13 protein-coding genes are annotated in these 12601 nt (G+C 68.9%); 8 read left to right on the top strand and 5 right to left on the bottom strand.

All coding sequences use genetic code 11. The annotated features are described in order from the left end of the window. The first annotated feature begins 40 nt into the window (after nt 1–40). The 4 genes from ACWPQI_RS16245 (at nt 41) to yhjD (ending at nt 4383) form a co-directional block, all read left to right on the top strand. Nucleotides 41–1258, top strand: a complete 1218-nt coding sequence (locus ACWPQI_RS16245; protein WP_010594845.1) for an NADP-dependent isocitrate dehydrogenase — start codon at nt 41–43, stop codon at nt 1256–1258. 85 nt (nt 1259–1343) lie between these two features. After that, on the top strand, nt 1344–2147 hold the full coding sequence (locus ACWPQI_RS16240) for an exodeoxyribonuclease III (RefSeq protein WP_208643849.1): 804 nt from the start codon (nt 1344–1346) through the stop codon (nt 2145–2147). A gap of 72 nt (nt 2148–2219) precedes the next feature. After that, nucleotides 2220–3260 (top strand): tryptophan--tRNA ligase, encoded by a 1041-nt coding sequence (trpS, locus tag ACWPQI_RS16235; RefSeq protein ID WP_040272418.1) that lies wholly within the window; start codon nt 2220–2222, stop codon nt 3258–3260. A gap of 58 nt (nt 3261–3318) precedes the next feature. Next, a complete protein-coding gene (yhjD, locus tag ACWPQI_RS16230) occupies nt 3319–4383 on the top strand; it encodes an inner membrane protein YhjD (RefSeq protein WP_040272420.1) in 1065 nt (354 codons plus the stop codon). Here yhjD and ACWPQI_RS16225 read toward each other — a convergent pair. After that, complete coding sequence (locus tag ACWPQI_RS16225; RefSeq protein WP_026137506.1) at nt 4328–4924, bottom strand: TetR/AcrR family transcriptional regulator; 597 nt, start codon at nt 4922–4924, stop codon at nt 4328–4330. The genes yhjD and ACWPQI_RS16225 overlap by 56 nt on opposite strands. A 122-nt stretch (nt 4925–5046) precedes the next feature. Here ACWPQI_RS16225 and ACWPQI_RS16220 point away from each other — a divergent pair, with 122 nt between their 5' ends. Then, entirely contained in the window at nt 5047–6054 is a 1008-nt protein-coding gene (locus ACWPQI_RS16220; protein ID WP_010594840.1) for an NADP-dependent oxidoreductase, read from the top strand. Between the two features lie 89 nt (nt 6055–6143). Then, nucleotides 6144–7184, top strand: a complete 1041-nt coding sequence (locus ACWPQI_RS16215) for an NAD(P)-dependent alcohol dehydrogenase (protein ID WP_010594839.1) — start codon at nt 6144–6146, stop codon at nt 7182–7184. A 58-nt stretch (nt 7185–7242) separates the two neighbouring features. Here the strand turns inward: ACWPQI_RS16215 and ACWPQI_RS16210 are convergent, their stop codons facing one another. From ACWPQI_RS16210 to sdhC, 4 genes are read right to left on the bottom strand one after another with little or no spacing between them, the layout of a single operon-like run. Next, complete coding sequence (locus ACWPQI_RS16210; protein ID WP_003935736.1) at nt 7243–8019, bottom strand: succinate dehydrogenase iron-sulfur subunit; 777 nt, start codon at nt 8017–8019, stop codon at nt 7243–7245. After that, nucleotides 8019–9770, bottom strand: a complete 1752-nt coding sequence (sdhA, locus tag ACWPQI_RS16205) for a succinate dehydrogenase flavoprotein subunit (protein WP_003935735.1) — start codon at nt 9768–9770, stop codon at nt 8019–8021. Before sdhA ends, ACWPQI_RS16210 begins: the two co-directional genes overlap by 1 nt. A gap of 15 nt (nt 9771–9785) precedes the next feature. Further along, a complete protein-coding gene (locus tag ACWPQI_RS16200; protein WP_010594838.1) occupies nt 9786–10226 on the bottom strand; it encodes a succinate dehydrogenase hydrophobic membrane anchor subunit in 441 nt (146 codons plus the stop codon). Nucleotide 10227: 1 nt separating this feature from the next. Continuing rightward, complete coding sequence (sdhC, locus tag ACWPQI_RS16195) at nt 10228–10563, bottom strand: succinate dehydrogenase, cytochrome b556 subunit (RefSeq protein WP_003935733.1); 336 nt, start codon at nt 10561–10563, stop codon at nt 10228–10230. Nucleotides 10564–10885: 322 nt separating this feature from the next. On the opposite strand from sdhC, the gene ACWPQI_RS16190 reads away from it, so the two are divergent. Further along, a complete protein-coding gene (locus ACWPQI_RS16190; RefSeq protein ID WP_026137505.1) occupies nt 10886–11308 on the top strand; it encodes a cytidine deaminase in 423 nt (140 codons plus the stop codon). Then, entirely contained in the window at nt 11301–12584 is a 1284-nt protein-coding gene (locus tag ACWPQI_RS16185) for a thymidine phosphorylase (protein ID WP_017679621.1), read from the top strand. The genes ACWPQI_RS16190 and ACWPQI_RS16185 overlap by 8 nt, the downstream gene beginning before the upstream one ends. Nucleotides 12585–12601 lie beyond the last annotated feature (17 nt).

Here is a 12601-nt window from a genome sequence, read left to right as displayed (position 1 = left end):
TTGGGACCAGGGACACTTCCTAGGAGGACGCGAAGCGCACATGTCCAAGATCAAGGTTGAAGGAACGGTCGTCGAACTCGACGGCGACGAGATGACCCGCATCATCTGGCAGTTCATCAAAGACAAGCTGATCCATCCCTACCTGGATGTGAATCTCGAGTACTACGACCTCGGCATCGAGCACCGCGATGCGACCGACGACCAGGTCACCGTCGATGCGGCCAACGCCATCAAGAAGCACGGCGTCGGCGTCAAGTGCGCGACCATCACTCCCGACGAGGCCCGGGTCGAGGAGTTCGGCCTGAAGAAGATGTGGCGCTCGCCCAACGGCACGATCCGTAACATCCTGGGCGGCACCATCTTCCGTGCCCCGATCATCATCTCGAACGTGCCGCGCCTGGTGCCGGGCTGGACCAAGCCGGTCATCGTCGGCCGTCACGCCTTCGGCGACCAGTACCGCGCCACCGACTTCAAGGTCGACCGCCCGGGCACCGTCACCATCACTTTCACGCCGGAGGACGGCTCCGAGCCGATCCAGCACGAGGTGTGCCGGATTCCCGAGGACGGCGGCGTCGTCATGGGGATGTACAACTACAAGAAGTCCATCCAGGACTTTGCGCGGGCCTCGCTGTCCTACGGCCTGCAGCAGAACTACCCGGTCTACCTCTCGACCAAGAACACGATCCTCAAGGCCTACGACGGCATGTTCAAGGACGAGTTCCAGCGGATCTACGAGGAGGAGTTCAAGGCGGAGTTCGACGCCGCCGGACTCACCTACGAGCACCGTCTCATCGACGACATGGTCGCTTCCTCGCTCAAGTGGGAGGGCGGCTACGTCTGGGCCTGCAAGAACTACGACGGTGACGTCCAGTCGGACACCGTCGCGCAGGGCTACGGTTCGCTGGGCCTGATGACCTCCGTGCTCATGACCCCGGACGGCAGGACCGTCGAGGCCGAGGCCGCGCACGGAACCGTCACCCGGCACTTCCGGCAGCACCAGGCCGGCAAGCCGACGTCGACGAACCCGATCGCGTCGATCTTCGCCTGGACCCGTGGTCTCGAGCACCGCGGCAAGCTCGACAACACCCCCGAGGTGATCGAGTTCGCCCAGCAGCTCGAGGACGTCGTCATCAAGACCGTCGAGGCCGGCCAGATGACCAAGGACCTCGCCCTGCTCATCGGGCCCGAGCAGGCATGGCTGACCACCGAGGAGTTCCTCGCCGCGCTCGACGAGAACCTCCAGAAGGCCCGCGCCTGACGCACGGACCGCACACGACGGGACGCCCCTGCCGGGGGCGTCCCGTCGTCGTTCCGGGTCGGGACCGTCCGCTACGGTGACCGGCGTGCCTCATGTCGTCTCCACCGTCAACGTCAACGGTGTCCGTGCCGCCGCCGGCAAGGGTCTGCTCGCCTGGCTGGCCACCGAGCCCGCCGACATCGTGTGCCTGCAGGAGGTGCGCGCCACCGAGCAGCAGTTCCACGCGGCGATCGCGCCGGCCCTCGATGCCGGGTGGTACGTCGTGTCGGCCGAATCGGAGGTCAAGGGCCGTGCCGGGGTGGCGATCCTGTCCCGGCGCCCCGCCGACTCCTCGCGCGTCGGGTTCGACGAGGACGAGTTCGCCGCCTCCGGACGGTACGTCGAGGCGGACTTCGGCGATCTGACCGTCGGCAGTCTGTACCTGCCCACCGGGGAGGCCGGCACCCCGAAGCAGGAGGAGAAGGAGCGGTTCATGGCGTCGTTCGCGGCGCACCTGAACCACCGCGCCGCCGAGGCCGAGGCCGCGGCCCGGCACATGGTGGTGTGCGGGGACTGGAACATCGCCCACACCGAGCGTGACATCAAGAACTGGAAGGGCAACGTGAAGAAGTCCGGGTTCCTGCCCGGCGAGCGCGCCTGGCTCGATGCCCTCCTCGCCGAAGGCCGCTGGGTCGACGTGGTGCGCGCCCTGCACCCGGACGTCGACGGCCCGTATTCGTGGTGGTCCTACCGCGGCAAGGCGTTCGACACCGACGCCGGCTGGCGGATCGACTACCACCTCGCAACGGCCGGGCTGGCCGCCCGGGCGAAGGAGGCCCGCGTCGAGCGGGCCGCCACCTATGCCGAGCGCTGGTCGGACCACGCCCCGGTCACCGTGCAGTTCCGTTGACCCGGGCGGACCCCGCGATCGGAGCCGACCTCCCGGGAGTGTCCCTCCACGCACGTGAAAGTATCGACAACCATGGCGAGCACTGCAGAACAGAACACCACCACGCCGACCGCCCGGCCGCGGGTGCTGTCGGGTATCCAGCCGACCTCCGATTCGTTCCATCTCGGGAACTTCCTCGGCGCGCTGCAGCAGTGGGTTCCGTTGCAGGACGAATTCGACGCCTACTACTTCATCCCCGATCTGCACGCGATCACCGTGCCGCAGGATCCGAAGGGGCTGCGACGGCGCACTCTGCGCGCGGCCGCTCAGCTGCTCGCCGTCGGCATCGATCCGGACCGGTCGGTGCTGTTCGTCCAGAGCCAGGTACCCGAGCACGCCGAGCTGGCGTGGGTGCTGAGCTGCATCACCGGCTTCGGTGAGGCGAGCCGGATGACGCAGTTCAAGGACAAGTCCGCCAAGGAGGGCACCGAGCACGCCAGCGTCGGTCTGTTCACCTACCCCGTGCTGATGGCGTCCGACATCCTGCTGTACCGGCCGCAGCGCGTGCCGGTGGGGGAGGATCAGCGTCAGCACCTCGAGCTGACCCGTGACCTCGCGCAGCGGTTCAACACCCGGTTCGGCAAGACGTTCGTCGTTCCCGAGCCGCAGATCATCAAGGGCACCGCCAAGATCTACGACCTGCAGAACCCCACGGCGAAGATGAGCAAGTCCGCGGCCACCCCGGCCGGCCTGATCAACCTGCTCGACGATCCGAAGGTGTCGGCCAAGAAGATCAAGTCGGCGGTGACGGACAACGAGCGCGAGATCCGCTTCGACCCCGAGAACAAGCCCGGCGTGAGCAACCTGCTCACCATCCAGGCCGCGCTGTCCGGCCGGCCGGTCGACGAACTCGTCGCCGGCTACGCGGGCAGGGGGTACGGCGATCTCAAGGCCGACACCGCGGAGGTGCTCACCGAGTTCGTCGTGCCGCTGCAGGCGAAGGTCGACGAGTACCTCGCCGACGAGGCGGAGCTGCTGCGCATCCTGTCGACCGGTGCCGATCAGGCCCGCGAGGTGGCTTCCCGGACACTCGGGCAGGTCTATGACAGGGTGGGATTCCTGCCCCGCAAGTAGCCGGGGCGTGCCCCGCGCACAGCCCGGGGCGGCGGAACGCGGAAGGAGCTGCCCACCGATGGCCGACGATTCCACCGAACCGTCGAAACCGGGGTTTCTCGAGCGGCAACGAGCGGCGCATCCGTCGCTCGACCACCTGGTACGGGCCGGCCTGCGGTACCAGGAGCAGAAGGGCGACTACTACGCCGCGGGAATCACGTACTTCAGTGTGCTGTCCCTGATTCCCATCCTGATGCTGTCGTTCTCGGTGGCCGGTTTCGTGCTCGCGGGCCGGCCCGAGACCCTCGAGCAGCTGCAGACCGCGATCGCCCAGAACATCCCCGGCGAGCTCGGCGCGACGGTGCAGGGCCTGGTGGACTCCGCGATCGCATCCCGCAGCGCGGTGGGAACCGTGGGCTTGCTCACCGCCGCGTACGCGGGGATCGGCTGGATCACCAACCTGCGGGACGCGCTCACGGCGATGTGGGACCATCCGCATGTCAAGGACGGGTTCGTGCGCACCAAGGTCAACGACGCACTGACCCTCCTCGGCCTGGGACTCGCCATCGTGGCGTCGCTGGCCCTGTCGGCCGCGAGCAGCGGACCCGTCATGGACCTCTTCGTCGGGGTGCTGCGGCTCGAGAACGTGCCCGGCATCGGGGTGGCGCTGACGGTGGCGACGATCGCCCTCGCCGTGTGCGCGACGTGGTTGCTGTTCACCTGGGTGATCGCCCGGCTGCCCCGGGAACCCGTCACCTTCCGCAGCGCGATGCGGGCCGGCCTGCTCGCCGCCGTGGCGTTCGAGGTGTTCAAGCAGGTCGGCTCGATCTACCTCTCCCGGGTCACCAGCGGTCCCGCCGGGGTGGCGTTCGGCCCGATCCTCGGCGTGCTGGTGTTCGCGAACCTGACCGCCCGGATGCTGCTGTTCGCCACGGCGTGGGCGGCGTCGTCCAAGGAGAATCTGGTCCTGGCCCACGTGCCGCCCCCGGAGCTGGCTCGGATCACGCCGCGGGTGGAGGTGCACGAGGGTCCCGGCCTGCGCGGCGGTCTGGCGCTCGTCGGTGCCGGTGCGGTCGGCGGGGTCCTGCTCAGCGAGCGCTCGCGCGCCATTCGTCGAGCTGTGCGAGCGCGGTTTCGGCGGTAGCGACCGCCTCGTCCCGGTCGACGCGGGCGAGCAGCAGCGTGCTCAGCGACAGCGACGCCAGCACCCGCACCCGGTGGGCCAGCGTCTCGCCGTCGGCGGCGGGATCGAGGGCGCGCAGCGCGTGGGCGAACGCGGTCGCCAGCTCGGTGCGGTAGGCGGCGACGACCGCGCGTTGCGCCTCGTCGTGCGCGGCGAGGCCCGCGGCGCTGTTGAGCAGCAGGCAGCCGCGGCGCGGCGAGTCGTCCGGCAGGGCCGCGACGGTGCGGGCCAGCGCCCGGAAGTAGCGTGCCGCCGCATCGGCGGCGACGGGTTCGTCGGTGAGGACGCGCAGCCGGGGACGCACGACACGGTCGAGGTAGTCCCGCACGGCGGCGTCGAACAACCCGCGCTTGCTGCTGAAGGCGTTGTAGAGACTCGACCTGTTCAGGCCGGTCGCCCGCTCGAGCTCGGGGACGGACGTGGCTTCGAAACCCTTGTCCCAGAACAAATCCCGCGCTCTTTCCACGACATCGGTGGCGTCGAACCCCGGTGGCCGTCCCATGCGTCCTTCCGATCCCCCGTTGTGCAATGACCGGTCCAGTATATATTGGAAAGGTCAGTTCAATACTCCGGAGCCGCCGGGACTGTCCCGGCGGCTCGATACGTGAGGAAGGTTCACACCCGGTGACCTCTAGCACCCAGATCCAGCTGGTCCGGCGCCCCGTCGGCTGGCCGTCGCACGACGACTTCCGCACCGTGACGGCCGACCTGCCCGACCTCGGCCCGAACCAGGTCCGCGTCGTCAACGAGTTCGTCTCGGTGGACCCCTACATGCGGGGACGGATGAACGACGTGAAGTCCTACATCCCGCCGTTCGCCCTGGGGGAGACCATGACCGGCGGCGCCGTCGGCCGCGTCGTGGAGTCGACGTCGCCGGCCCACCCCGTCGACTCGGTCGTACTGCACGATCTGGGCTGGCGCGACGTCGCGCAGGGCGACGCCGCCGCCTTCCGCGTGGTCGACGAGCTGCCGGGGGTCCCGAACTCCGCCTACCTCGGCATCCTCGGGCTGACGGGACTGACCGCCTACGTCGGTCTGATGCACATCGCCCGCATGCAGCCGGGGGACACCGTCTTCGTCTCCGGGGCCGCCGGGGCGGTGGGCACCGCCGCCGGACAGATCGCCCGGCTCGAGGGAGCGAGCCGGGTGCTCGGCTCCGCCGGCTCCGAGAGCAAGGTCGCGATGCTCACCGAGCGCTACGGCTACGACGACGCGTTCGACTACAAGTCGGCGCCCGTGCGGCGTCAGCTGCGCCGGGCCGCGCCCGACGGGATCGACGTGTACTTCGACAATGTCGGGGGCGACCATCTCGAGGCGGCCCTCGACGTCCTGCGCGACGGCGGCCGGGCCGCCCTGTGCGGCGCGATCGCCTTGTACAACAACACCGAACGCACGGCGGGCCCGGACAACATGGCCAACATCATCACCCGCGGCCTGACCCTGCAGGGCTTCACCCTCGGCCACTACACCCACGTCTTCCCCGAGTTCGCGGCGAAGATGGGGCCGTGGCTCGCGGCCGGCGACGTGGTGTTCGACGAGACGATCGTCGACGGCATCGGCAACTCGGTCGATGCCTTCCTCGACCTCATGCGCGGGCGCAACGTCGGCAAGATGCTCGTCCGAACCGCCTGACGTCCGGAGCCGGAACGGCCGGCGTCGTGCAGCGGAAGATTCGCTCCAGTGCCGGGCGGGCGCACCTTCCCGGCCGTAGAGTCGGGCGCATGAAAGCCCTCCAGTACACCGAGATCGGCTCCGAGCCGGTCGTCGTCGACGTCCCCACCCCGGCGCCCGGGCCGGGTGAGATCCTGCTGAAGGTCACCGCGGCCGGCTTGTGCCACTCGGACATCTTCGTGATGGACATGCCGGCAGAGCAGTACATCTACGGTCTTCCCCTCACCCTCGGCCACGAGGGCGTCGGCACCGTCGCCGAACTCGGCGCCGGCGTCACCGGATTCGAGACGGGGGACGCCGTCGCCGTGTACGGGCCGTGGGGGTGCGGTGCGTGCCACGCGTGCGCGCGCGGCCGGGAGAACTACTGCACCCGCGCCGCCGAGCTGGGCATCACCCCGCCCGGTCTCGGCTCGCCCGGGTCGATGGCCGAGTACATGATCGTCGACTCGGCGCGCCACCTCGTCCCGATCGGGGACCTCGACCCCGTCGCGGCGGTTCCGCTCACCGACGCGGGCCTGACGCCGTACCACGCGATCTCGCGGGTCCTGCCCCTGCTGGGACCCGGCTCGACCGCGGTCGTCATCGGGGTCGGCGGACTCGGGCACGTCGGCATCCAGATCCTGCGCGCCGTCAGCGCGGCCCGCGTGATCGCCGTCGATCTCGACGACGACCGACTCGCGCTCGCCCGCGAGGTCGGCGCCGACGCGGCGGTGAAGTCGGGCGCCGGGGCGGCGGACGCGATCCGGGAGCTGACCGGCGGTGAGGGCGCGACGGCGGTGTTCGACTTCGTCGGCGCCCAGTCGACGATCGACACGGCGCAGCAGGTGGTCGCGATCGACGGGCACATCTCGGTGGTCGGCATCCATGCCGGCGCCCACGCCAAGGTCGGCTTCTTCATGATCCCGTTCGGCGCGTCCGTCGTGACGCCGTACTGGGGCACGCGGTCCGAGCTGATGGACGTCGTGGACCTGGCCCGTGCCGGCCGGCTCGACATCCACACCGAGACGTTCACCCTCGACGAGGGACCCACGGCCTACCGGCGGCTACGCGAGGGCAGCATCCGCGGCCGCGGGGTGGTCGTCCCGGGCTGACACGACGACGAAGGCTCCGCACTCGGATCGAGTGCGGAGCCTTCGTCGGGTACGGGGATCAGCGAGCGAACAGCAGCGCGCGCTTGACCTCCTGGATCGCCTTCGTCACCTGGATGCCGCGCGGGCACGCGTCGGTGCAGTTGAAGGTGGTGCGGCAGCGCCACACGCCCTCGACGTCGTTGAGGATGTCGAGACGCTCGGCGGCGCCCTCGTCACGGCTGTCGAAGATGAACCGGTGCGCGTTGACGATGGCGGCGGGACCGAAGTAGCTGCCGTCGTTCCAGTACACCGGGCACGAGGTGGTGCAGCACGCGCACAGGATGCACTTGGTGGTGTCGTCGAACCGGGCACGGTCGGCCTGCGACTGGATCCGCTCGCGGGTGGGCTCGTTGCCCGTGGCGATGAGGAACGGCTTCACGGCGCGGAACGCGTCGAAGAAGGGCTCCATGTCGACGACGAGGTCCTTCTCGACCGGCAGGCCGCGGATCGGCTCGACGGTGATGGTCACCGGCTTGCCGTCCTTGGGCAGCATGTCCTTCATCAGGATCTTGCAGGCCAGGCGGTTGACGCCGTTGATCCGCATGGCGTCCGAGCCGCACACCCCGTGCGCGCAGCTGCGGCGGAACGTGAGGGTGCCGTCGAGGTAGCCCTTCACGTAGAGCAGCAGGTTGAGCATGCGGTCCGACGGCAGCGCCGGAACCTGGAAGCTGTCCCAGTGCTGACCCTTGCCGTCCTCGGGGTTGAACCGCGCGATCTTGAGGGTGACCATCGTGGCGCCCTCGGGCACGGGTGGCAGGTTCGAGACGTCGGCTTCGTTCTTCTCGAGGGTTGTCATCAGTACTTCCGCTCCATCGGCTCGTAGCGGGTCTGCACCACCGGCTTGTAGTCCAGGCGGATGGGGGAGATCAGCTCCGTCCCCTCCTTGTAGGCCATGGTGTGCTTGAGGAACTTCTCGTCGTCGCGCTTCGGGAAGTCCTCGCGGGCGTGACCGCCGCGCGATTCCTTCCGGTTGAGCGCACCGGCGACGGTGACCTCGGCCATCTCGAGCAGGAAGCCCAGCTCGACGGCCTCGAGCAGGTCGCTGTTGTAGCGCTTGCCCTTGTCCTGGACGGTGATGTTCTTGTACCGCTCCTTCAGCGCGTGGATGTCCTCGAGCGCCTTGGTGAGCGTCTCCTCGGTGCGGAACACCGAGGCGTTGTTGTCCATGGACTGCTGCAGCTCGCTGCGGATGTCCGCCACGCGCTCCTTGCCGCCCGCGCCCAGGATCCGCTCGAGCCACTCCACGACGTTGCGGGCCGGGTCCTCCGGCAGGTCCACGTGGTCGTGGGTGTTGGCGTACTCGGCCGCGGCGATGCCGGCGCGACGGCCGAACACGTTGATGTCGAGCAGCGAGTTGGTGCCGAGACGGTTGGCGCCGTGGACGGAGACGCAGGCGCACTCGCCCGCGGCGTACAGGCCCGGGACCTCGTCCTCGTTGTTGCGCAGCACCTCACCGTTGATCTTGGTGGGGATGCCGCCCATCACGTAGTGGCAGGTCGGGTACACCGGCACGAGCTCGGTGACGGGGTCGACGCCGAGGTAGGTGCGGGCGAACTCGGTGATGTCCGGGAGCTTCTCCTCGAGGACGTCCTCACCGAGGTGCGTCACGTCGATGTAGACGTAGTCCTTGTTCGGGCCGGCGCCGCGGCCCTCGAGCACCTCGAGCACCATCGAGCGGGCGACGATGTCGCGGGGCGCGAGGTCCTTGATGGTGGGGGCGTAGCGCTCCATGAAGCGCTCGCCGTCGGCGTTGCGGAGGATGCCGCCCTCGCCGCGCACGGCCTCGGAGATCAGGATGCCCAGGCCCGCGAGTCCCGTCGGGTGGAACTGGTGGAACTCCATGTCCTCGAGCGGCAGGCCCTTGCGGAAGATGATGCCCATGCCGTCACCGGTGAGGGTGTGCGCGTTGGACGTCGTCTTGTACATCCGGCCCGAGCCGCCGGTGGCGAACACGATCGACTTCGCGTGGAAGATGTGGATCTCGCCGGTGGCGAGCTCGTAGGCGATGACGCCGGTGGCGACGGGACCCTCGGGGGTCTGCGTCAGCGAGATGTCGAGGGCGTAGAACTCGTTGAAGAACTCCACGTCGTGCTTGACGCAGTTCTGGTAGAGCGTCTGCAGGATCATGTGACCGGTGCGGTCGGCCGCGTAGCAGGCGCGCCGTACCGGGGCCTTGCCGTGGTCACGGGTGTGGCCACCGAACCGGCGCTGGTCGATCTTGCCCTCGGGGGTGCGGTTGAACGGCAGACCCATCTTCTCGAGGTCGAGCACCGCGTCGATGGCCTCCTTGGCCATGATCTCCGCAGCGTCCTGGTCGACGAGGTAGTCGCCACCCTTGACGGTGTCGAAGGTGTGCCACTCCCAGTTGTCCTCCTCGACGTTCGCGAGGGCGGCGCACATGCCGCCCTGCGCGGCGCCGGTGTGGCTGCGGGTCGGGTAGAGCTTGGTCAGAACTGCGGTGCGGGCGCGGGGACCGGCCTCGATGGCCGCACGCATGCCGGCGCCGCCGGCACCGACGATGACCACGTCATAACGATGTTCCTGCATGAAGTCGTAGCTCCCCTAGCTCGCAACGATGTTGGGGTCGAAGGTGAAGATCACATAGGTGCCCAGGCCCATGATCAGGATCATCGACACGACCAGGATCGTGTTGAGCCAGAATCGGGTCGAGTCCTTGCGGGAGTAGTCCGCGATGACGGTGCGCAGGCCGTTGCCGCCGTGGAGCTGCGCGAGCCAGAGCATCGACAGGTCCCAGAACTGCCAGAACGGGCTGGACCAGCGTCCGGCGACGAATGCGAAGTTGATGCGGTGCACGCCCTCGTCCAGCATCAGCATGATGAACAGGTGGCCGAGCACCAGGATGATCAGGGCGAGACCGGACAGGCGCATGAACAACCAGGCGTAGAGCTCGAAGTTGTTCTTCGCGGCGCGGCGCGGGGAGCGCGGATTGTCGAGGCTGGCCGGGCGGTCGTACGCCGTGCCGAGAGTCTTGGCTTCAGTCATCTCAGTGCCCCGCAAACATGTTGTAGAAGATGCGACCGGCGGCCGGGATCATCACCACGAACCAGATCGCCAGGACCGTCCAGAGCATCACCCGCTGGTACTGCGGGCCCTTGGACCAGAAGTCCACGAGCATCACGCGCAGGCCGTTGAGGGCGTGGTAGAGCACCATCGCCACCAACCCGAGCTCCATGAGACCGACGACGGGATTCTTGTAGGTCTCGATGACACTGTCGTAGGTCTCGGGATTCACCCGGACGAGTGCCGTGTCCAGGACGTGGACGAAAAGGAAGAAGAATGTCGCCACGCCTGTGATCCGGTGCAGAACCCAGGACCACATGCCCGGGTCTCCCCGGTAAAGCGACCGTGTGCGCCCCGGTGCGGGAGCGGCTTCAGTCGTGCTGCTCATCGAGTGCTGTGCCTCCAACGTCAATGGTGGACGCGTCGAGCCTCTCCAGCCTCTGGGGGATTCCGCAGCACGGGCTCGACGTGAACCTGAACCGACTTCGACCGACTTTAGTCCTATCCGAAAGTCGGGAACTAATTCGCGTGGCGGTTCGTACGGCCGCCAAATAACAAGTTAGGTATGCCTTTCCAACTGTGATCTGGCCCGGACGGGGCGGTGGACCGTGGAATCGGCCACCGTGACAGGATGGGCAACCATGCCGGACGTAGACTGGAAAACCTTGCGCGCCAAAGCACATGAGGTGATGGGCCGCGCGTACGCACCCTACTCCCGTTTCCCGGTGGGGGCTGCGGCGCTCGTGGACGACGGACGGATCGTCGTCGGATGCAATGTGGAAAATGTCTCACACGGAGTGGGCCTGTGTGCCGAATGTGTACTGGTCGGTAACTTGATCTCCGGTGGTGGCGGGCGGTTGCGCGCCGTCGCCGTCTGCGACGCGCGTGGGGCCGTCCTGAGCCCGTGCGGGCGCTGCCGGCAGATCCTCGCCGAACACGGCGGTCCCGAACTCGAGGTCGACACGCGTCGCGGTCCGCGGCCCCTCTCCGAACTGCTGCCGGACGCGTTCGGGCCCGGTGACCTGGACGCGGTGCGCGAGGCGGGAGGGACCGATCGTGCCTGACGCCCTGTCGATCATCACCCGCAAACGGGACGGCAAGGAACTCGGCGGCGCCGAGATCGACTGGATCATCGAGGCGTTCACCCGTGGTGTCGTCGCCGACGAGCAGATGGCGGCCCTCGCGATGGCGGTCTACTTCCGGGGCATGACGCGCGCCGAGACCGCCCGCTGGACCACCGCCATGATCGACTCGGGCCGGCGTCTCGACTTCACCGGACTGGGCCTGCCCACCGTCGACAAGCACTCCACCGGCGGCGTAGGCGACAAGATCACCCTTCCGCTGGCTCCGCTCGTCGCTGCCTGCGGCGTCGCAGTACCCCAGCTCTCCGGCCGCGGACTCGGCCACACCGGCGGCACCCTCGACAAGCTCGAGGCGATTCCCGGCTGGCGGGCGGAACTGAGCACCGCCGAGATCGCCGAAATCCTCGCCGACCCGGCGGTGGGTGCAGTCGTCTGCGCGGCCGGCGCCGATCTCGCCCCGGCCGACCGCCGCCTCTACGCCCTGCGCGACGTCACAGGCACGGTCGAGTCCATCCCCCTGATCGCCAGCTCGATCATGAGCAAGAAGATCGCCGAAGGCACCGGCGCCCTCGTCCTCGACGTCAAGGTCGGCTCCGGGGCGTTCATGAAGAACCTGGGCGACGCCCGCGAGCTCGCCCGCACCATGGTCGAGCTGGGCGAGGACGAGGGGCTGCACACCACCGCGCTCCTCACCCGGATGGACGTCCCGCTCGGGCGCACCGCCGGCAATGCCCTCGAGGTGCGCGAGGCCGTCGAGGTGCTCGCCGGCGGCGGCCCGTCGGACGTGGTCGAGCTGACCCTCGCCCTCGCCCGCGAGATGCTCGCCGCCGTCGGTCGCGACGACGTCGACCCCGCAGACCGGCTGCGCGACGGCACCGCCATGGACCGGTGGCGCGCGATGATCGCCGCGCAGGGCGGTGACCCCGACGCGCCGCTGCCCGCGGCCCGGTACACCGAGGAACTGCGCGCACCCGGCGACGGCGTGCTGGCCGAACTCGACGCGATGGCGGTGGGCGTGGCCGCATGGCGACTCGGCGCCGGCCGGGAACGGCAGGGCGAACCCGTGCAGGCTGCGGCGGGGATCGAGCTGCACGCGAAGCCGGGGGACCGGGTCCGCGCCGGGGACACGATCGCCACCCTGCACACCGACACCCCGGTGAAGTTCCCCGCCGCGATGGCGACCCTCGGCGAGGGCGTGCACATCGCCGATTCCGCGCCGGCGACACGACCGCTCGTCGTCGAGCGGATCACCGCCTAGCCGACTACCGTCGGGGC

It is taken from the genome of Rhodococcus sp. LMD, from assembly GCF_056108245.1.
The sequence above is the reverse complement of the archived record's forward strand: the minus strand, read 5'-3'. Positions and strand labels throughout refer to the sequence as shown.